Below are 21,429 nucleotides of genomic sequence, written 5' to 3'. Positions count from 1 at the left end.
CCGGTACCGGGGAAATATTACTCAAAAACAATTTAGACGTAAAAGATTGGGTGAACAACCATTCCCGTCTTATGGGAAAGCGCGCGCCGGGCTAGGGTTTGCCCGGGCGTGCGGATATCAGGCGGCCTTGGCGCCGGGCGAGCCGAGCCCGCGCAGCGTCTCCTTGATCGCGCGAACGCGGTCAGTCAGTTGTGCGTGCTTCACTTCGATGCGCAGCTTGTCCTGTCCGGCAAGCTTGATGTGGCGATGCGTTTGCACCAGGGCGATGATGCGCATCGGGTCGACCGGCGGCGTCGGCTCGAATTGCAGCGCGATGGCCTCCTCGCTCGCGTCGATCTTGACGATGCCCAGCGGCTTGGCCAGCAGTCGCAGGCGGTGGGTCTCGATGAGCGCCTGCGCCTGCTGCGGCAGTTTGCCGAAGCGATCGACGAGTTCTTCCTGGATCGTGTCGATGGCATCGGCCTGCGTGCCGTTGGCAAGGCGCTTGTAGAGCGAGAGACGCTCCTGCACGTCGCCACAATAATCGCTCGGCAGGATGGCCGGAACATGCAGATTGATCTCGGTGGTCGCAGAGAGCGGCGCGGTGAGATCCGGTTCACGGCCGGCTTTCAACGCGCTCACGGCGTCGGCGAGCATGTCGGTGTAGAGCTGGAAGCCGATCTCGTGGATTTCGCCCGATTGTTTGTCGCCCAGCACTTCGCCGGCGCCGCGAATCTCCAGATCGTGCATGGCGAGATAGAACCCGGCGCCGAGTTCTTCCATCTGCTGAATGGCTTCGAGACGCCGCTGTGCCTGCTTGGTCAACGCTTTCGGATCGTGCACGAGCAGATAGGCGTAGGCCTGGTGGTGCGAGCGTCCCACGCGGCCGCGCAACTGATGCAGCTGCGCCAGGCCGAACTTGTCGGCGCGATGCATCAGAATCGTGTTGGCGGTCGGCACGTCGATGCCGGTCTCGATGATGGTGGTACACAGCAGCACGTTGGCGCGCTGGGAGACGAAGTCGCGCATCACGCGTTCGAGATCGCGCTCATGCATCTGCCCGTGGGCCACGACGATGCGGGCTTCGGGCACCAGCGCTTCCAACTGCGCCTTGCGGTTCTCGATGGTCTCGACTTCGTTGTGCAGGAAGTAGACCTGCCCCCCGCGCTTGAGCTCGCGGAGCATGGCTTCGCGAATGACGCTGTCTTCCTCACGGCGAACGAAGGTCTTGATCGCCAGACGCTTCTGCGGCGCGGTCGCGATGACCGAGAAGTCACGCAGGCCTTCGAGCGACATACCGAGCGTACGCGGGATCGGGGTGGCGGTCAGCGTGAGCACGTCGACCTCGGCGCGCAGCGCCTTGAGGGCTTCCTTCTGCCGCACACCGAAGCGATGTTCTTCGTCGATGATGACGAGGCCCAGACGCTGGAACTGGATATCGTTGGACAGCAACTTGTGCGTGCCGATCACGATATCGACCTGTCCGTCGTTGATGGCCTTTACGCTGGCGTTCACTTCCTTGGCCGTCTTGAAGCGCGAGAGTTCGGCGATGCGCACCGGCCAGTCGGCAAAGCGATCGGAGAAGGTTTGCGCGTGCTGCTCGGCGAGCAGCGTGGTCGGCGCCAGCAGCGCGACCTGCTTGCCGTCGAGCACGGCGATGAAGGCGGCGCGCAAGGCCACTTCGGTCTTGCCGAAGCCGACGTCGCCGCACACCAGGCGATCCATCGGGCGCCCGCTCGTCATGTCGCTCATGACGGCGGCAATGGCAGCTGCCTGGTCCGGCGTCTCCTCGAAGCCGAAGCTGTCGGCGAACTTCTCATAATCGCGCGGCGACAGTTCGAAGGCGTAGCCGGAACGCGCCGCACGACGCGCGTACAGGTTGAGCAGTTCGGCCGCGGTATCGCGAATCTGCTGCGCCGCCCGACGCTTTGCCTTCTCCCATTGGCCGGAGCCCAGCGAGTGCAACGGTGCGGTATCGGGATCGGCACCGCTGTAGCGCGAGATCAGGTGCAACTGGGACACCGGCACATACAGCTTGCTGTCGCCCGAGTATTCGAGATGGAGGAATTCGGTCTCGCCTTCGCCGAGATCCATGCTGACCAAGCCCTGGTAGCGGCCGATGCCGTGCTGGCTGTGAACGACCGGGTCGCCGACCTTGAGTTCGGCCAGGTCGCGCACCATCGAGTCGACCGACGTCGCCTGTTCCTGGCGGCGCTTGCCGGCGCGGCGCGCGAGGCCTTCGTACAGCTCGTTCTCGGTGATGAAGGCAAGATCTTCCGTCGGCAGCAGAAAGCCTGCGGCCAGTGGCGCAATGCCGATCGCGAAGCGCGCATCTGACGTCAGGAAGTCTTCAAACGACTCGACGGACGACGGCCTCAGGTCGTGGTCATGCAGCAGTTGCAGCAGCGTCTCGCGACGACCGGCCGAGTCGGCGCACAGGAGCACGCGGGCCGGCGTTCTGGCGAGATAGGCGCGCAGGGCGGCGAGCGGGTCGTCGGCGCGGCGGTTGATGGCCAGCGGCGGCAACGGGATCGCCCAAGTGCCGTCGCCCGGCGTGGGCAGCGTCAGGCGCGCGAACGGCTTGGCGAGCGTGAAGAAGTCCTGATCGAGCAGGAACAGCTGCTCGGGCGGCAGCACCGGGCGCTCGCGATCGTGCGACAGGAAGTTGTAGCGCTGGCGGGTGTCGTTCCAGAAACGCTGGATGGCCGCGTCGAGATCGCCCACGAACACCAGTTGGGCGTCGGTGGGCAAATAGTGGAACAGGGTGGCCGTCTCGTCGAAGAACAGCGGCAGGTAGTATTCGATGCCGGCCGACGGCACACCGCTGCCGATGTCCTTGTAGATCGGGCTGCGGCTCGGATCGCCTTCGAACACCTCGCGCCAGCGGCCGCGAAAGGCGGTGCGGGCGGCCTCGTCGAAAGGGAATTCGCGCCCGGGCAGCAGGCGCACTTCCTTGACGGGATAGAGACTGCGCTGCGTATCGGGGTCGAATGCGCGAATGCTGTCGATGGTGTCGTCGAACAGATCGAGACGATAGGGCAGGGCCGAGCCCATCGGGTACAGATCGATCAGTCCCCCGCGCACGCAGTATTCGCCGGGGCGCATCACCTGGCTCACATGCTCGTAGCCCGCGAGCGTGAATTGCGACTTCAGGCGGGCTTCGTCGAGACGCTCGCCTTGTGTGAAGAAGAACGTGTAGGCGGCCATGAAGCTCGCCGGGGCCATGCGGTAGAGCGCAGTGGTGGCGGGTACGAGGACGATGTCGCAGCGCTTCTCGCCGAGATCGTGCAGCGTGGCGAGTCGTTCGGAGACCAGGTCCTGGTGCGGCGAGAACGTGTCGTAGGGCAACGTCTCCCAGTCGGGCAGCAGCCGCACGCGGGCTTCGGGCGCGCACCACTTGAGTTCCTGCTGCAGGCGCAGGGCGTCGGTGGCCTGCGCGCACACGACGGCGAGCAACGGCAGGTGCTCGCGATTGTCGTTGAAATAGCGGGCAATGAGCAGGGCGTCGCTCGAGGCGTGCGAGCCGGCAAAGGCGTAACGCTGTCCCGCTTTCACGAGCGGCACCGGCGCGGTATTACGGGATAGGGCGTTGGCGGCGGACATAGAGGAACGTTGCAGAAATGGCAAAGCACGGGGCTCCGTTCGCATGGAGCCCCGTGACAGTCAGCGTCTATTATAAAATCCCTGCTTTCCCCTTACCTGCGTTTTATTGTGAGCGACCGACTTTTTGCCGTCATCCCGTGTGCCGGGGCCGGTGTACGCGCCGGGGCCGACGTGCCCAAGCAATACCGAAGCGTGGGCGGACGAGCCATGCTGCACTATGCGCTCGCTGCGTTCGACGCGTGTTCCGAGTTTGCGCAGACCGTGCTGGTGCTGGCCCCGGACGACAACCATTTCGATGGCAGGCGCTTCGGCACGCTGCGTTTCGCGGTGCGCCGCTGCGGCGGGCCGTCGCGGCATGCGTCGGTGCTCGGCGGACTGCAGGCGCTTACCGAGTTCGGGGCGCAGGACAGCGATTGGGTGCTCGTGCACGATGCAGCGCGTCCCGGCATCACGCCGGCGCTGATTCGTGCGCTGGTCGAGGCGCTGCGCGACGACCCCGTCGGCGGCATCCTTGCGCTGCCCGTGGCTGATACGCTCAAGCGTGAGCAGGCGCCGGCGACGACCGGCGGATTGGCTGCCGTGCAGGCAACTGAATCGCGCGACGGCCTGTGGCAGGCGCAGACGCCGCAGATGTTCCGTCTCGGCATGCTGCGTCAGGCGCTGGAAGACGCGCTCGCCTGCGGCGCCGAAGTCACCGATGAAGCCAGTGCCATCGAACGTATGGGCCATGCGCCAAAGCTCGTGCGCGGCAGCCTGCGCAATTTCAAGGTGACCTATCCCGAAGATTTCGCGCTCGCCGAGGCCTTTCTGGGCACTGCCAAGTCCGGTTGAGGGCTTGGCGAGTGTTGGCAGTACCGAGCCGACTAACTGCTAACCGACTAACCGACGCACCGCATTCTTTCGCATCTGGCGACTCCCCATGACTGAACAAGCTGTTTCTCAATCCCCGCTCGCGACGTTGCCCAAGCTGCGCATCGGCCAGGGCTACGATGTGCATGCGCTCGTGCCGGGCCGTCCGCTCGTGATGGGCGGCGTCACCATCCCGTTCGATCGCGGCCTGCTCGGCCATTCGGACGCCGATGTGCTCCTGCACGCCATCACCGACGCCGTGCTCGGTGCGGCGGCGCTGGGCGACATCGGACGGCACTTCCCCGACACCGATCCCACGTTCAAGGGTGCGAACAGCGTGGTCTTGCTCAAGGAGGCCATGCGCCGCGTGCGTGAGCAGGGCTATGAGATCGTCAACGTCGACTGCACGGTGATTGCGCAGGCGCCGAAGCTCGCACCGCACATCGCGGCCATGACGCAATCGATCGCCGAAGCGCTGGGCGTTGCCGTCGCTCAGGTGAACGTGAAGGCGAAGACGAACGAGAAGCTGGGCTACCTCGGTCGTCAGGAAGGGATTGAAGCGCAGGCGGCGGCACTGCTCTTCGCGCGTTGAGGTGAAGACGGCGAAGAGGCTAAGGGGAGATGACGGCCCGGCGCGCGATTTCGTGACGCCCATGCCCGTCAACCCATAAAGCACAACGGCGCTACCGGACGAACCCGGTAGCGCCGTTGTGGTTTCGGCGGCTCGCACCAGCGTGGGCGCTTGGGGGCTTGGACGCTCAGTCCCCGGTCCCTGCGCTGCTCAGACGCTTATGCCGTCTCGGCGGCGATGACCTGCGCGGCGGCGTTGATCACGGCGGCGATACGGCCGACGTCACGCAGTTGCGCGGTGCTCATCCCGTGCTCGGCGGCGAGCAGGTGGGCGTGCGACTTCACGCAGAAGTGGCACTTGCCGATGATGGACGCCGCGAGGGCATACATCTCGAAACGGCGCTGATCGACACCGCCGCGCGTGGCATAGCCATTCATGCGCAGCTGGGCCTTCTCGTTCTTCAGATCGGCGTTGTCGGCCATCTCGAGATACGGATACCACGTGTTGTTCATGCCCATGAGCGCGGCAGCGGTCAACGCGCCTTCAAGCTCCTCCGGGGCGAGTACGCCGGATTCGCGAATCGCCTTGACGATCGGCTGGCTCTTGGCGGCAAAGGCGGCGGCAAGCGCCACGCCCACGGCGTCGTTGCCTTCCAGCGAGGAGCGGGCGATGGTGCCGTCGAGGTTCAGGCGGATATCCTTGGCATAGTCAGGGATTTGCGCCTTAATCGCGGTGATGAATTCCATAAATTTCTCCTATTGCTTTGGGCTGAAAAAGCCCGCTTGCGCGGGCTTCGAGGCGACGCTTACAGCGTTGCACCGCCAACAGCGCGGTTGCACGGGCAGAGTTCGTCCGTTTGCAGACCGTCCAGAATGCGCAGCACTTCTTCCGGGTTACGACCGACGTTCAGGTTGTTCACCGAAACGTGCTGGATGACGTTGTCCGGGTCGACGATGAACGTGGCGCGCAGGGCCACGCCGGCGGCCTTGTCGCGCACGCCGAGTTGGTCGATCAGGGCGCCGGTGGTGTCGCCGAACGAGTAGTGGTTCAGCTTGTTCAGGTCCTTGTGTTCGCGGCGCCATGCCAGCTTCACGAATTCGTTGTCGCCCGAACCGCCGAGCAGGACAGCGTCGCGTTCTGCGAAGTCGTTGGCCAGCTTGCCGAACTCAACGATTTCGGTCGGGCACACGAAGGTGAAGTCCTTCGGGTAGAAGTAAATGATCTTCCACTTGCCCGGGAACGAGGCTTCGGTGATCGTTTCGAAAGCCGAGACGCCGTTTTCTTCGTGGTTGTTGAAGCCGGGCTTGGCAGCTTCTACCGAGAATGCTTCGAGTTTGTCGCCGACAGTCTTCATCGATTGACTCCTAAATTAGTGCGGTTTATGTCGAGATGTCGCTGGGACATCGCAACCAGCAACTGACCGGGATCATACGATTCCGGTCAACCCATGCATCATACGCTATCAAAAAATCGGTAGCAATAGTTAATTTTTATGTTGGGGATAGTTAAAACAAATCCCGTTGATAGGCACTGGCTCGGCGCCGGACGGGCAAGCCTTGAGCATAGTCAAGATTTCGCCCTCCGTTATTTAGCAAGCGGAAATGACACAATGATTTCAAGGCCGGGCCCCGGACGCACATTGCGCACCGAGGCGTGACCCTTGTAGCGCATGGCGATGCGCTGCACGATCGCCATGCCCAGGCCGGTGCCGTCTGCCTTCGTGCGGGCGGTGTCCACTCGGTAGAAGGGGCGGAATACCAGAGCGAGTTGTTCCTCGGGAATGCCGGCGCCGGTGTCGCGCACGCAAAGCTCTACGCGCTCGCCGAGCACACGTGTCGTGATGTGGACGTTGGCGACATCGGTTTTGGCGTCGCGGCCGTACTTGCGTGCGTTTTCGATCAGGTTCGTGAGCAGACGCTTGAGGTCGGTACGCTCGGCGAGCACCGGGGCGGCGTCGGCGAGTTCAATGCTGAGATTCAGGTCGTCGCGGCCTTCGAAGGCGGCAGCCGTATCGCGGACGATGTCCGACAGGTCGAGCGACTGCATCGTGCGCGATGCCGGACGGGCGTAGTCGAGGAAGCGGCCGATGATCTCGTCCATCTGTTCGATGTCGCTGATCATGTCGCGTTTGACCGATTCGTCGGACGGACTCATCTCCGTCTCCAGCCGTAGCCGGGCGAGCGGGGTGCGCAGATCGTGCGAGATGCCCGCCAGCATCAGCGCCCGGTCGGCTTCGAGGCGATCGAGTTCATCCACCATTTGATTGAAGCTGCGATTGGCTTCGGCGGCCTCACCCATGCCGCGCTCGGGAAGCGGGTCGGGACGTTGCCCTTCGCCGATGGCGCGGGCCGCGTGGGCGAGCCGGGCGAACGGGCGATTCACGAGCGCGGTGATAAAGGCGGCGCCGATGAGCGAGAGTGCCAGTGCGAAGGTTCCCCAACTGAAGAGTTGAAGGCCGGTTGCCGTGTCGATACGGTCCTGCTCGATGGCGACCCAATAGTCGTCTTCATCGATCTTGAAGCTGATCCACATCGCGGGAATCTCGTTGACCGAGGCGGCGATGACCGTGTCGGTGCCCAGGCGCCGCTGCACGTCGCGCACGATCAGATCCTGGACCACGCCCCCCGGTTGTATCTCGATCTTGTCGGCGGGCTCGCGCGGGTACACGCGAATGCCTTCGGTGCTCTCGAGATCCTGCAGCAGTGCGCGACGCAGGTCGGGCTCGGAGTAGAGCAGAGCGGTGCGCGTGAGCTTGACGATCGACACGAGCTGCTGTGCGACGCGCTGTGCGCGCGGCTCGCGCTCGATTACGCGAAAGCTCTGGTACCAGGCGGCCAGGCTGACGCCGATCAATAGTGCGATAAGGAAAAAAGTACGCCAGAACAGACCGCCGAACAGCCCGCGTACCATCCGAATCGGATGCATGGGGTTGCTCCGTCTAAAGCGTGATTGGCGCGTGTCGACAGGCCCGACGTGCTGAATGGCAGGTGCCCGGACGAGACGCGCGGTGCGCCGTGGGATGCGGCACCAAACATGGCACGCGGCACGGCACACGACGCGACACAACGCCGCTTGGCGAGCGTGTCGCGAGCGGCGTCGTTTTGCTGCGTGAGACGAGACGGCGGACGATCACGCGCCGCCGTCCGGGATGAACACGTAGCCGAGGCCCCAGACGGTCTGGATGAACCGCGGGCTGCCCGGATCCGGTTCGATGAGCTTGCGCAGACGCGAGATCTGCACGTCGAGGCTGCGATCGAACACTTCGTACTCGCGCCCGCGTGCCAGCTCCATCAGCTTTTCACGAGAAAGGGGCTGACGCGGATGACGCGCGAACACCTTGAGCACCGAGAATTCGCCCGTCGTCAGCGCAATCTCCTGACCGTTCTTCGTGAGCGTGCGTGTGGCGAGGTTCAGGGAGAAGTCGCCAAACTCGAACGTCTCCATCGTTTCGCTGGGCGCACCGGGGAGTTCGGGCGGTGCCTGACGGCGCAGCACGGCGTGAATGCGGGCGACGAGTTCGCGCGGATTGAAAGGCTTGGGCAGGTAATCGTCCGCGCCCATTTCGAGGCCGACGATGCGGTCGACATCCTCGCCTTTGGCCGTTAACATGATGATCGGCGTGCGGTCGTTGGCGCCACGCAGGCGGCGACAAATCGACAGACCGTCTTCACCGGGGAGCATCAGATCCAGCACGAGCAGATCGAAACGCTCGCGCACCCAAAGCTTGTTCATGGCCGTTGCATTTTCCGCCACGAAGACATTGAAACCCTGTTCCCCGAGGTAACGTCGAAGCAGGTCGCGCAGTCGCGGATCGTCGTCGACAACCAGAATTTTGGGAGAGTTTTTGTTTTCCATGCCACGTATCTTAGCCCGAAATGTTACGAACGGATGGGGCCGCCAAAGCGGGTTACAAAGGGTTACACAATTTACCCTACGGCTTGCGCGCTGACCATAGGCTATGGGTACACTTGCACCCCTGCCGGGGCGAAAACCTGCCGCATGGCATGAGGGACATACGCACAAGATGAGATGGGCTGCTGAGTGGACGCTACTGTTCGGGGGAATCATGCTCTGGGGACACCTGGGCGTGACGTATGCCCGTCCTGTCGCGCATTTCAGTGCGCAGTCGCATGGGGTGAGCGCCCCGCGCTTCCACCACGCGGGGCCTGCGCCTTCGCCGCGGAACCCGACGAAGCGCGAGCCGCCGCAGAACGATTCCGGTGCAGCGCGCCGCAACGACGAATTCCCCCCCGCGCCGCCGGGCCGTCGTCCCAATGGTCATATGTCGCCGGAAGACCGGCGCCTGCTACGGCAACATATTCAGGACGCCGTGCGTGAGTTGTACACTCACTAACGATAAAGGCGCGTGCCCTCATGGCTGATGGTTCATGGATCGAAAGGGCACCGCAGCGTCGCCAACCGCTTCCCCAAAACGCCAGTGATGTCAGGATGACGCGAGCGTCCCATGAAGCCCACCCCAAACTTGCCAGCCTGCGTCGACGCCGGCTTTTTTTGCGCCTGCCGAAAGGGCATTGAGGCAACGAAGGTCTTCATGGCGATGGCCGCCGAGGTGCATCGCCTGCCGTGTTCGATGTCGTGGACACGATGGGGGCTGACGTCCGGCCGGCTTGCCGGCGCAGTGCGTCACCTGCCGTCTTCAATGTCGTGGATGCCGCGCCGGCTGGCGTTCTGCCTGCTTGCCGGCGCGTGGCTGGCGTCGCCGCTCGTCGGTCGCGCGTCGCCGATGCGGCATGTGGCGGGTTCGACGACGTCGCACGCAACCGGTGCAGTCGGGGCAACGGGTGCTGCCGATGCCGTCGCCGATCGCGCGACGCGCCCCCTCACCGCAGCCGACGCGCGCTACTTGCTCACACGCACCGGTTATTCGCCGGACGCGCGCGAACTCGCCCCGTTCGTTGGACGCACGCGTGCGCAAGCCGTCGACCTGCTGTTGTCGCGGGCGCGCCGCATGGCCGTGACGCCGCCCCCCGCCTGGGTTGAAGATCCGCCGCTGTATGGCGCACGGGTCAAGTCCATGACGGCCGAGCAACGCCGTGCGCTGAACCAGCGGCGCAACCGTATGGCGGCGTCGCTGGCGGCATGGTGGGCGCAGGAGATGGCCACGACACCGTCACCGCTCACGGAGCGCATGACGATGTTCTGGCACAACCACTTCGTGTCGAGCGACGACAAGGTGCGTGAGCCCGTCATGCTTTATCGACAGAACGTCTTGCTGCGCGAGAACGCGCTTGGCAACTTCGGGACGCTGCTGCATGCCGTGTCGAAGGACCCGGCCATGCTCGTGTATCTGGATGGCGCGGGTAGCCGTAAGGGGCGCCCCAACGAGAACTTCGCGCGTGAAGTCATGGAGCTGTTTACGCTGGGTGAAGGACATTACACCGAGCAGGATGTGCGCGAGGCGGCGCGCGCCTACACCGGCTGGGGCATCGATCGGGCGACGATGACGTATGTCTGGCGTCCCAAACTTCACGATGCCGGCACGAAGACGGTGCTGCACCAAACCGGCAACTTCGATGGCGATCAGATGCTCGACATCCTGCTGGCGCGTCCGGAGACCGCGACGTTCATCACCGGCAAGTTGTGGCGTGAATTTGTATCCTCGACGCCGGATCCGCCGCAGGTCGAGCGTGTCGCGCTGCGTTTTCGCGAGAGCGGTTACGACATCGGAGCGGCGCTGCGTGCCTTGCTGCTGACCCCCGCCTTCTGGGACGCCCGAACCCGAGGGACGTTGGTCAAGTCGCCTGCGGAGTTCGTGACCGATACGGTGCGCGAGTTCGACATCGGCTACGACGATCCGGCGATGCTTGCGCGGCAGATGCGAGTCCTCGGGCAGGATCTTTTCCGTCCGCCCAATGTGAAGGGATGGCCAGGGGGCGATGCGTGGATCGACAGTACGACGTTGCTCGCACGCAAGCAGTTTGTCGAGCGCATGTTCCGTGCGACGGAGAACGCGAATGCGGGCGGGGTGTCGATGATGTCGCCGCCCGTGTCGTTGGCGACACGCCCCGGTGTGCGGCGCACGGCACTGAGAGGGGAGCCATCGATGCCTTCGATGCCGAGAACCGTGGTGGGCGTGCGCTTCGATTTGTCGCGGTGGCTGCAACCCTACTCGCTGGGGCCGGTCGATGTTCCGGATGCGGCGTCGCGCGAGGCGTTGCAGCGGGCCGTGCTGCCGTTCAAGCCTGCGGCGCCACAAACCGCTGGCGTGAACAGCGAGGCCTACTTGCAGGGGTTGCTGATGGACCCTGCGTATCAGTTGAAGTGACGAAGCGACGGCGTGACGACTTGAGCCCGAGACGACGCGGCGGCGTGGTGGCGCGGTGGCGGCACGGCGTCATGGCGTCATGGCGGGCAGCAAGGCACAGATGACATTGAGCGATGGCTTCGCAGGCTTGCGAGGCTGGCCGAGAGAGGTGTGAGATGCGTGAAATGCGTAGACGCGATTTTCTGACGTTCGCCGGCGGGCTTGGCGCGGCGTGGCTTGCACCGATGCCGGTGTTCGGGGCGGCACGTGATCTTTCCGGGATACGGCGCGGCGCGGGCGGTGACTACGGCAATCTGCTGATCCTCATCGAACTCAAGGGCGGGAATGATGGGTTGAACACGGTTATTCCTTATGCGGATCCGCTGTATGCGAGCCTGCGACCCGGTATTGGCATTTCGCGGGATCAAGTAGTGCAACTCGATGCGCGCAGCGGCCTGCATCCGGCGATGGATTCATTGTTGCCGATGTGGCAGACGAACGAGTTGGCGATCGTGCAGGGGGTGGGATACCCGCAGCCGAACCTGTCGCACTTTCGGTCGATCGAGATATGGAATACGGCGTCGCGTTCGGACGAATACATGCGCGACGGTTGGTTGTCGCGGGCGTTCGCGCAGCGGGCCGTGCCGCCCGGGTTCGACGCCGATGGCGTGATCGTGGGCAGCGCCGAGCTTGGGCCGTTGGGAGGTGGCGCTCGCGCGGTGACGCTGACCAATCCGGCGCAATTCCTGCGAGAGGCCAATCTTGTGTCGGCGAATGCGGTGCAGGTGGGCAATCCTGCGCTGGCGCATGTGTTGCGCGTGGAGAACGACATCGTGAGGGCGGCGGATGGATTGCGTCCGCGCCAGGGGCAATATGTATTGCAAACGCCGATGCCAGTGGGCGCGTTTGGCAATGCGGTGAAGACAGCGCTGCAGGTGGTGGCCGCTGCCGATTCGCCGGCGGGCATGCCGCAGCCGGGGCGTGGGGTTGCGGTGTTGCGTCTGACACTCAATGGATTTGATACGCACCAGAATCAGCCGGGGCAGCAGGCGAACCTGTTGCGTCAACTGGCGCAGGGGATGATGGCGTTGCGGGCGGGGCTGACCGAGTTGAATCGCTGGGAGTCGACGATGATCGTCACGTATGCGGAGTTTGGCCGGCGGGCGCGCGAGAACCAGAGCCGAGGGACGGATCACGGCACGGTGGCGCCGCATTTCATTGCGGGTGGTCGCGTTCGTGGCGGGCTATACGGGGACGTGCCGCGCCTGGACCGGCTCGACGGCAACGGTAATCTGCCGTTCGCCGTTGATTTTCGCGAGGTGTACGCGACAGTGTTGCAGCGCTGGTGGGGGCTCGATCCGCAACCGGTGTTGGGCAGCGTGTTCAAGCCGTTGGACGTGTTGCGGGCATGATGCGCTGAGGCTGGCGGACTTGAGTGGCTGTGTGGCTGCGTGACTAAGTTTTTTAATCGCTCTATTGCTTAGTCGCACTGTCGCTAAGTCACTCAGTCACTCAGTCACTCAGTCGCTCGGTCGCTCAGTCACTCAGTCACTCAGTCACTCAGTCACCCCGTCACCCCGTCACCCCGTCACCCCGTCACCCCATCGCTGTGCTGCAGTGCCAGTGTGCCAATGTGCCGCTGCCGGTGGGGCGAGGCGACGCCGAGAGCCGGGGCGAGATGTCAGCCGGCGTGTGTCAGCGTGCGCGCCAGGCTCGCCAGAATTTGCGCAGCGGGGTGAGATCGATGCGTTGATGCAGCACTTGGTAATCGCTGGCGGCGACTTCGTCCATCAGTGCCAATTGCAGTGCGGCGAGGGCGAGCAGCGGCTTTTGTCGGCGGCGATCCGGCGCGGGGATGGCGGCTGCCGCCTCGGTAATGGCCTGACGGGCGCGCGCGTGCTGGAACTTCATTAGATCGACGAACGCGGGCGAGTACTTGCCGTTTTGCAGGTCGGCGGCAGTCACGCCGAATTGTTGCAGTTCGTTGATCGGGAAATAAACGTAACCGGCGCGCGCATCGACACCTGCATCGGTGATGCGTCGGCCGAGCGTGATGGCGTGGCCTAGGGCGTGGGCGACGGTTGGAGTTTGCGGATCGTCGAAGCCGTAGACGTGGGACGCAAGCACGGCGGGGGCACCGCCGGCGGCATCGCAATAATGGGAGAGGCCGGCGAAGTCGAGATAGCGCATCTGGGCGAGGTCCATCTCTGCGCCATGCAGGACGGCATCGAACGTCGCGCGGGCGAGATCGCGTGCTTGGACAACGGGGGCAAGGGCGCGGGAGACGGGGTGGGCTGGGGCGCCGGAGAACAGACGCGCGAGTTCCTGGCGCCACCAGTCGAGCTTTGCGTGGGCGACGCCGGGGTCATGCACGGCGGCATGGATATCGGCGATTTCCTGGCAGAAGGCGTGGGCGGCGTAAGCGGCGTCGCGCTGGGACGGCGGCAACTGGAGGAGTGCGTAGTAGAGCGCGGAGCCGGGAGGGCCGGCTTTCTGGCGGCAGTAGTCGTTGGCCTGCGCGGGGCTGGCGGGATTGCTGGGGATGCCGGAGGTATTGTCGGCGGGTTCGTGGGGTTGCATGCGAATGGGGTATCGGTTGGGTCATGTGCCCGGAGGCCGATGCGCGGGCGCGCACTTGGGGCACATGCCATGAATTTGGGCGAATTTTAGCATTGAGGGGGCGGCGGTGCCGGTGGCGCGGGAAGGGCGGGGCGGGGCGGCGTTGACGCGGCATGAGATTGCCGGTGGATATCACTTCGTGTAGAATTCTCGCCTGCTTTGACGCATGCGAGCGGGGCGGCGACGAGTCGCCCCTTTTCATGTCCGACAGGACGCATGCCGTCGACCCGATGCTGGGGTGTCGTGCCTGACGAAGGTGTTCGACGCCCACGGGCTGCGAGGATGGCGAAATTGGTAGACGCACCAGGTTTAGGTCCTGACGCCCGCAAGGGTGTAGGGGTTCGAGTCCCCTTCCTCGCACCAAAAACTCGTTTAAAATCAATTGGTTGGATTTTTTGGTTGGCGGAAATCTAGCCGATTTTTGCCAGTTTTTCTCCCAAAATGCCAGCATTCGTGCCAGCATTTTTGCCGAACTTTTTCACCGCTTTATCTCCCGCGCCTAAGTCAGCTGCTGGCATCCATCGCCCGTAAATTCTTGCGATCATCGTCCAGTCTGAGTGCCCCATCTGCTTTGCCACCCACATGGGATGTTCTCCCGCCGAGAGCATCATCGATGCGTAGGTGTGTCGGGTCTGATACGGATTGCGATATCGGACACCAGACCGCTTGAGCGCCGATTGCCAGATGCGCCAAATCTGGTGTGAGCCTGCGAATCGCTCACCTGCGCGGTTCTTGAAAATCGCGCCATCCTGTTCGGTGAGAAACGTAATGGTCTTTTGCGCCTGGAGGGCGGCACTTGCCGGTCCAAGTAGGCGGATGTCGCGGCGTCCGGCGGCTGTTTTCGGAAACTCGGCAACACCCTTGGCCTCCCGCGTAATGGCCCGACGTACACGGACATATCCACCGACGAAGTCAATGTCTGACCAGTTCAGCGCGATGTATTCGGAAGTACGCATGCCAGTCCAGAGTGCAAACAGGATCAGGTTCCGGTTTGTCCCGGTCAATTTATCGAGGACGGCTGCCTGCTCTTCCGGTGAGAGCGGATCAATCTCATCCTCTGCTGTCTCCGTTGGCCTCTCGGCGCGCGCGTAGGTATAGCCAGCTAGTGGATTCGCGTCGATGATTTCGTCACCAGCAGCATCGCCGAGGGCAGAGCGAATGCAGCTTTGAATATTTGCCAGCCGCTTGTTGGACACCTTGTGATCGCGCGCCTCGTCGATTGTCGCGAGCCAATCGCGGATGGCGGCGCGCTTCAAGTCGGACAGGGCCATTTCGCCAAATTTCGGGATCACCCAATTGTTGACGATGAGATCGTAGCCTTTGTACGTCGACGCCTTTATTTCCGCTTTTTTGCGGCGTAGCCACTGCTCGAAATATGACTCTACTGTTAGAACGTCGCCCGGTTTCTCGGCAAGCTGACGCGCTCGCGGCGAGTCGGGGAAGGACTTTGCATAGTCGAATTCGCCTTTCTCAATCGCATGCAGAATCGCTGCTCGAAATTGAGTTATCTTGCGAGTGTTGGCAGGACAGGGCTTCGCTTTGATCCGCTCCCGGTACCGCTGTCCTTGGTAATTGAAGGTGATTTCATAGCTGGAGTCCGAAACGATGTCGACTCCTGTCCCCTTTCTAGCCATCGTTCGTATCCCTCCATGTCCATCATGATCTTCTTAGTGCCGGGTTCGTACTTCCAGACCGAGCCTTCCGGCCAGATGCCCTTGCACTTCCGTGTATAGACAGCGGCCGGCGTGTATCCCGTCAACTCGCAAAATTTTGCAATAGTCACAAAGCGAACCATTTGGGCCTCGCGCTACCGTTGGCCAGCGCGGTGTGCGCTGCCGTGATGACTCTGAAGTCCTGCATCCCTATTCGAATCCCAATTTCTTGCGGCGATCCGCCGAATTTGAATTCGCGCAAACCCTTCTCCGTGCATTAAGGTTTGCCGATCGCCTGTTACCCGTGCCAGAGCTTCAGCGCCGATTGGTCGTGTGCTCATGTCTGCTCCTGATCGAGTATCAGGGACGCATCAGGCAACGCAAGCGCATTGCCCTGATCGGGAGTTGTCTGAGTTGCCCGCTTGACATTTGGCATGGTCGCGCGACGTTCAAACCGCAGGCGTCCCGTGGGGCGGGCCAGCGCCAGAGCGGGGGAGACAGCGAGCTGCCCCAGATCGGATAGCTTCAATTGATAGACTGCGGGGCGTAGGTCGGTGCGACCACTCTCCGTCAGAGCCTGAATGGCAGGTGGGACGGCAGCCGCCAGCGCCGCGATAAGTCCTGCTTCGTGGCTGACGATCATGTCAGGCACCTGAACGGCAGCCACGTGTGCGCCGTCGTGCAGCAGGGTGTCCAGCAGGCGCTTCAGTGGGTTGGCGGCAAACGTGCCGATCACATCTGCTGCCTCGAGTTGCAGCCGCGGTTTGCGCAGGTCAAGGCTGGGCCATGGACACTCGTTGTGTATGGCGCTTTGGGCTCGCATTACACTCCATGCACGGCGTAGCAGACGCACTGTGGAGTCGGCGGGCGCCGGGCGCTTGTGTCGTTGGAACCACGCAAGGAAATCGCTCTGATTGGGCAACTCGTCGAGCCACGGCAGGTTGTTCTCCACGAAGAACAGGGCGAGCACGGCCAGCTCCGCGATGTGGCGCGTTGCTGCCACAGGGACGGAAGGTGTCGTGCCTGCGTGGGCAAGGAGATCAGCCGTGGTGCAGCGTGACGATGCCACTGTTTGGTGATGTAACCTGACCCAGCGTATGAGTGCGATCCGGAGGTCATCGCCTAGATCGTGCCGGCGACTATCGGTCACGGTGAAATAGACCGGTGAGCCGTCACGCGGATGGCGCACGCTCAGTCCCGTGGGGAGCATTGGAGAAGTTCGCATCTCAGCACCTCCCCACAAGATATGCAGTGGTAATGTCGGGCCGCAGATGCCCGACCTCCTGGCTGATGATCTCGAGCGCGTCGATCGGCGCGACGCCCAGCGACAGCAGTGTTACAAGCCGGTTCTTCACGTATGCGTGACGAAGACCGTGGAGGCCGAGAGAAAACCCGAGAGCCCGTTGACTGGCGTCGCTGAATGACTGGCTGAGGGCCAGACCACCCCCGATGTCGAAGAAAGCGCTTCTTACCACGCCACGATCCGTGACGTACCGGGGCGCGGTGCGTCGTCTCGCCTGAAGCTGATCATGAAGGTCGGCAGGTATCCAGACCCGTCGTGCGAGTCCGCCCTTGCCAGTTGTTCCATACAAGACCCCATCGTTAAGACCGCGAAACAGGTCACCGCGCCACGGGCGATCCGCTGCTGAAAACTCATCGGCAATCCGAAGCTCGATAAGCTCGCTGGCACGCAGGCCAGAATGGAATGCGATACGGGTGGAGAGTGCGTTGTGCTCGCTCTGTCTGACGGCAATACGCTCCATTTCGGTCGCACTGTAGGCGCGACCGCGAGTATGCGTGGCAATCCCGGCGCCCACTTCCATCAGCGTCACGCAGAAAACCAGTGAGAGCGCTTGACGGTGTTGATCCACTGTCTTTTGGCGCCAGCGGAAGCTCTCGTGAGTGAGGTATGCCTCCAGTTCGGCACGTGTGACCGGCTCGATTAAGCTAATGTCTGCAGCCGTGCGCCACGTAAGAAAGTCCGTCACACATTGCACTACGTTGCGCGCGGTGCCGACTGAAGCAATCGCATTGTTCGCGAGCTTCCTCAGCGTTGCTCTGCTCGTGCGCAGCATGAGAAGGGACGAGACCAGCCTCGTTGCCAGGTCGCGTTCGGGTCTCGGGATGGCTTTCTTCATTTGTCGGTCCTCCATGCGAAGGACAGGCCGAGCCGCTTAATAAAGCGGCTTAGCGTCGACTTGTGGACACGTAGTCCCCATTGGAGGTCGATCTTGTCGGCAATGCACTGAAGGCTGCTGCTCGTCTCATTTTTGGTCTTCAGACGAGAAACGGCCGTTCGCCGCAGGAACGCGACGATGTCGGGGTGATCCAGGCGTGAGTGTCGGGGGCGCATACGTTCTCCCAGCAAGAGAGGTTGGAAGTGCAGCGAACGCTGCCGTCGGTCCGGCGGAGCGACGGGTCGGGTACATTTTTCAATTGAATCCCGAACCTTCCTGACCAAGGAGGATGTGGGTGGTCGACGAGGACCTTGCTGGGGGCAACTTGGGGCTGCGCGGACGAGTGAATTTCGCCATCGGACGAGACTTGTGCTCGTCAGAAGCCTGTGAGAAGCCTTTTTTAAATGCGTGGAATATTTGCGCTGCGGGGACGACCAATACAGTGTCCCGCTTAAGCTGATTTCTGAGGCACCTTTGCGCCAATTTCACGAAAAGGAAATTGGCGCTAGGAGTCAAAGCCTCCGGATCCGATTGTGCAGAACTATCGGGAAGCGGAGAGATTTCTACATCATGCCGATTTAACGGCTGGAATAAGCCTACCGCATTTTTTCCTCTGATGACGCAGGTATCTACAAGTGTCGTTTTTGTGCGACGAACGTTAGCCGATTCAGCGCTCTTCTCCAGTGGCTTCATCTAGGTCAGACCGCATGTATCCGCCAAGGATGCTCGTGATGAAGTCTTCGTCGAGTGGCGTCTCCTGTGTTATCGGGTCCGAGGGCGGTACCGTACCTGTGAGATGAGTGGGCACCGCGCCGGGCGTCAACAGGACCCCCTGCGATTTGGGTTGGCATCCCTGCTCGGCCATCCAGACGAGCAGGCGTGCGCGTCTTCTTGGCGATGGTTCTGCAGCAAGTACCGCGTACAGGTTAGGGTGCTCGTCGCTGTACACCGTGTGGTGGCCCTTCAGTGGCGTCATTTTCGGCAATTTGCTTCGCCCGCAAAAAGAAAGCCCGTGGCATTCGCGAAACGCGGATCGTTCACCACAGTCACCGGACAGCCCAGTGTTTCCTGAAGGGCTGGAAGGTAGTATCGGGCGCCGCCGCCCGTGACCAATACAGTAAGGTCCTCTGCTGTGCGCAGGCGGGTCAGAATGACGCGTGCTACCGGGACAGTGATGTGTGCTACGCGGTTGAAAAAATCGCTCAGATCAATCGGCGCGCCGTTGTGTTGCAACGGTTGTCCGGTACGCATGGCTCGATCGATCAGATCAAGATTTGTGAATCGCCCGCCGAACTCACTGCGTAGCAGTAGAGAAACTTCGCGCACGACTGCGGCTGCACCTCCGCTGGGCACTCCATCGCATCGGCTATGGTCAATCTGGAGCTTCTCGGAGCTTACAAACACGTCGCTGGTACCCCAGCCGACATCGATGATGCACTTTGGCGTATCTGCTTTCAGATAGCCCGGCTGCATTGTTCTCACATAGGTAAAGGTTCCGACGGGCTGTGGCAGAACTGCCACGTTACCGATGGTGAAGGCCCCGTACCCAAAATCGTGAGAGCCCCTGAAGCGCTGCATGAGTTGTCCGGCATATCGTTTAAAGGTGTGCAAGGGCAGCCCCAGCACAAGTTGATCGATGCGGCGGTGACCGGAACGTACCAGGGCTGCGTATACCAGTGCGGTATGCTCGTTCGTGAGCGGAAAGGAGTCGTTCTCGGTGCGCAGGACGCTTCCGCGGACTTCACCATCGTCGTTGGTATCAACCAGGTAGACGGTGCCGCCGACGTTGATCTTCAGATCCGAGTCGTTCGCCGAAAGGCCTTCGAGGGTCGTGCTGAGGCCGTCTGGCAAGGGGGGCGCCACGGAAGGGAAGCCCACATTGACGATACTTCCCTCACGCCGGAACGAGAGCTTCGTGCCGTAGAAGCCGGCATCAATACCGACACAGACTGGGGCTTGACTGAACTGGGGTTCGTTACGCATAGCGCAGATTCTCCACAGAAGGTTTTCGAGAAAAATGAGTTGGATTACGAACGTCATGCCAATCCTGCCGCAGGTGTGAGGCGATGCAAGCGAAGCGTGCGAGCGATGCCCTGCCTTGCGCGCCAGAATTCGGACGTGCGAAGCGGTATAGCTAAGCTGAAAGATCTCGGCCCGATGGCCGTGCGTGCCCCCGCAGGGGTGCGGCGTGCCGCGATAAAGCAGGGTTTCTGTCGAGACAACTGCGCGGCCAGCAGATGCCTCAGCGTGTTAGCGATTTCGGAGTGAGATTTGCGTCCGGCGTGAACGCAGATTGCCGGTCCGCCAGGATGCAGGCGGACGGATAGATTCCCAGATGTCGGTTAATCGCCGTCTGGCGTGGGATCTTGATTGAAGGCGGGAAGTGCCTGTCAGGCGCAGGCAGGGCGAACCGATGTGGACTACGGGCGCACGCGGCGCAGTAGCACATGGACGATTTTCTAGTGATGTGAATATCGCTATAACCCACGCTCAGATTAGGTCAAAGCGAGAGCCGTTCATTTTTGGGCACGGAAACCCAGATCGATTTTGATTGATCGTGCGACTGCATTGCCGCCAGCGCGGCGAGTGAGAGTATGTAAGTTAAAACACCCGAGGTCATTTTGACAAGCTTTTTCACCGTGATTTTTTGTTCGTCGTAAATGATCGCGGTGTTGATCCGACGCCGCGTCATCTCGCAGCAGGGGAGAAATGTCTTGTTCCCGCTTGAGGGGGGCGATGTGTCGCCCGCTGGCGAGGGGCAATCCGATGGGTGTGGCCGCCGGGACGAGTGAAAGTGGCACCTGAGTGGCACTTGGGGCGCGCGGTGACCTTGTTTCGGTTTCCCGAGTTGGCAAAGTGGCATTTGAGTGGCACTTTGACATTGCAGACTCAGGCAGGGTGGTATGCACCTGTGTATTTCCATGAGCAGCGTGCCTGGCCTGACCTGTTCAATTCGGTCAATCGGCTTCTGGCGAAGTCCCGTTTCGCCTGATCCTGGATAGCGGCAAGACTATCCACTCTCGCCCGATATTTCTCCGCAAACGCTGGTAGCGAAAGGTTGCTCGGTACTGTCGACCGCGCAGCCAGTCCATTGCAGAGTTGATCCACCCGACACTTCGACCGTTGCGTCGACGCGTCTGGATTGTCGTGCACGGACGCTTGTCGAGTGTTGATTTTAAAGGCAGGAGAAGGACTCTCGTCAAGTTGGTCGACCCTGACACAGCCGTTTTTTTGCGACCAACGATGGCCGTTGAGCCGTGACATTGCAGCTTCGAACGTTCCGCGTGCGCATGAGGAGCGACATTCGCGTCATCGATTTTTTCGCCGCGCTGGATGGAACGTCGGGCTCTGCTGCAATGACTGTCGGCGGACTCGCGCCTGGTGTTGAGCCGGCCGCAGTCAGTAAACCGAAGACTGTTTCGATATGCCGCTCGCCCGGAATCTCGTAGCGAGGCCTTGGGGCCGGAAGGGATTCTGTGGCCGAGAACTCGACGGGCGGGCGGTTGCATCAGCTGCGGGTGTGGCGGTACCTTCTGCCCTTTCTTGGGTTCATTTGTTCATGATCACAGCGATGGCACATCCTTGCGTAGTGACCAGACAAGGGCATGTCGTCCGGTTACCCACCATGACGGCGTAGCCAGCGCGCGATAGTCCGGCGCGACGGAAAGCCTCGCCCGCGGATGAGGGCGCGGCAACCGATAAGTAGCGGCAGGA

Annotated in this window: 14 protein-coding genes and 1 tRNA gene; 5 read left to right on the top strand and 10 right to left on the bottom strand. The window is 62.2% G+C overall.

Going from position 1 to position 21,429, the window contains the following annotated elements:
* Positions 1–117: 117 nt before the first annotated feature.
* Positions 118–3,582, bottom strand: coding sequence for a transcription-repair coupling factor (gene mfd / locus PEP31012_RS09290; RefSeq protein WP_150589064.1), 3,465 nt, complete (start codon positions 3,580–3,582; stop codon positions 118–120).
* Between the two features lie 108 nt (positions 3,583–3,690).
* Between mfd and ispD the strand changes: the two genes are divergently transcribed.
* Both ispD and ispF read left to right on the top strand, forming a co-directional pair.
* A complete protein-coding gene (gene ispD / locus PEP31012_RS09285) occupies positions 3,691–4,413 on the top strand; it encodes a 2-C-methyl-D-erythritol 4-phosphate cytidylyltransferase (RefSeq protein ID WP_150589063.1) in 723 nt (240 codons plus the stop codon).
* Between the two features lie 88 nt (positions 4,414–4,501).
* On the top strand, positions 4,502–5,023 hold the full coding sequence (gene ispF / locus PEP31012_RS09280; protein WP_150589062.1) for a 2-C-methyl-D-erythritol 2,4-cyclodiphosphate synthase: 522 nt from the start codon (positions 4,502–4,504) through the stop codon (positions 5,021–5,023).
* 197 nt (positions 5,024–5,220) lie between these two features.
* On the opposite strand, the gene PEP31012_RS09275 is transcribed toward ispF, so the two are convergent.
* The 4 genes from PEP31012_RS09275 to ompR form a co-directional block, all read right to left on the bottom strand.
* Positions 5,221–5,748 (bottom strand): carboxymuconolactone decarboxylase family protein, encoded by a 528-nt coding sequence (locus PEP31012_RS09275; RefSeq protein WP_150589061.1) that lies wholly within the window; start codon positions 5,746–5,748, stop codon positions 5,221–5,223.
* A 59-nt stretch (positions 5,749–5,807) separates the two neighbouring features.
* Complete coding sequence (locus PEP31012_RS09270; RefSeq protein WP_017234080.1) at positions 5,808–6,356, bottom strand: peroxiredoxin; 549 nt, start codon at positions 6,354–6,356, stop codon at positions 5,808–5,810.
* 230 nt (positions 6,357–6,586) lie between these two features.
* The gene (locus tag PEP31012_RS09265; protein ID WP_150589060.1) at positions 6,587–7,927 is read right to left on the bottom strand and encodes an ATP-binding protein; all 1,341 of its coding nucleotides are present in this window, start codon (positions 7,925–7,927) and stop codon (positions 6,587–6,589) included.
* A 204-nt stretch (positions 7,928–8,131) separates the two neighbouring features.
* Positions 8,132–8,857 (bottom strand): osmolarity response regulator transcription factor OmpR, encoded by a 726-nt coding sequence (gene ompR / locus PEP31012_RS09260; protein ID WP_017234082.1) that lies wholly within the window; start codon positions 8,855–8,857, stop codon positions 8,132–8,134.
* A 610-nt stretch (positions 8,858–9,467) separates the two neighbouring features.
* Between ompR and PEP31012_RS09250 the strand changes: the two genes are divergently transcribed.
* Together PEP31012_RS09250 and PEP31012_RS09245 are read left to right on the top strand one after the other, a co-directional pair.
* A complete protein-coding gene (locus tag PEP31012_RS09250) occupies positions 9,468–11,288 on the top strand; it encodes a DUF1800 domain-containing protein (protein WP_150589058.1) in 1,821 nt (606 codons plus the stop codon).
* A gap of 164 nt (positions 11,289–11,452) precedes the next feature.
* Positions 11,453–12,679, top strand: a complete 1,227-nt coding sequence (locus tag PEP31012_RS09245; RefSeq protein ID WP_150589057.1) for a DUF1501 domain-containing protein — start codon at positions 11,453–11,455, stop codon at positions 12,677–12,679.
* Between the two features lie 283 nt (positions 12,680–12,962).
* On the opposite strand, the gene PEP31012_RS09240 is transcribed toward PEP31012_RS09245, so the two are convergent.
* Entirely contained in the window at positions 12,963–13,847 is an 885-nt protein-coding gene (locus PEP31012_RS09240) for a squalene/phytoene synthase family protein (protein ID WP_150589056.1), read from the bottom strand.
* A gap of 315 nt (positions 13,848–14,162) precedes the next feature.
* Here PEP31012_RS09240 and PEP31012_RS09235 point away from each other — a divergent pair.
* Positions 14,163–14,249, top strand: a tRNA-Leu gene (locus tag PEP31012_RS09235).
* Positions 14,250–14,296: 47 nt separating this feature from the next.
* Here the strand turns inward: PEP31012_RS09235 and PEP31012_RS09230 are convergent.
* The 4 genes from PEP31012_RS09230 to PEP31012_RS09215 form a co-directional block, all read right to left on the bottom strand.
* Positions 14,297–15,520 (bottom strand): site-specific integrase, encoded by a 1,224-nt coding sequence (locus tag PEP31012_RS09230; RefSeq protein ID WP_150589055.1) that lies wholly within the window; start codon positions 15,518–15,520, stop codon positions 14,297–14,299.
* Positions 15,521–15,875: 355 nt separating this feature from the next.
* Positions 15,876–16,508 carry a hypothetical protein gene (locus PEP31012_RS09225; protein ID WP_150589054.1) on the bottom strand — a complete coding sequence of 211 codons (633 nt, stop codon included), beginning with the start codon at positions 16,506–16,508 and terminating at the stop codon, positions 15,876–15,878.
* 256 nt (positions 16,509–16,764) lie between these two features.
* A complete protein-coding gene (locus PEP31012_RS09220; protein WP_150589053.1) occupies positions 16,765–17,676 on the bottom strand; it encodes a site-specific integrase in 912 nt (303 codons plus the stop codon).
* A 1,011-nt stretch (positions 17,677–18,687) separates the two neighbouring features.
* On the bottom strand, positions 18,688–19,755 hold the full coding sequence (locus PEP31012_RS09215) for a ParM/StbA family protein (RefSeq protein WP_150589052.1): 1,068 nt from the start codon (positions 19,753–19,755) through the stop codon (positions 18,688–18,690).
* Positions 19,756–21,429 lie beyond the last annotated feature (1,674 nt).

It is taken from the genome of Pandoraea eparura (genome assembly GCF_902459725.1).
Classification (GTDB): domain Bacteria; phylum Pseudomonadota; class Gammaproteobacteria; order Burkholderiales; family Burkholderiaceae; genus Pandoraea; species Pandoraea eparura.
This window is presented reverse-complemented; position numbering and strand designations above follow the sequence as displayed.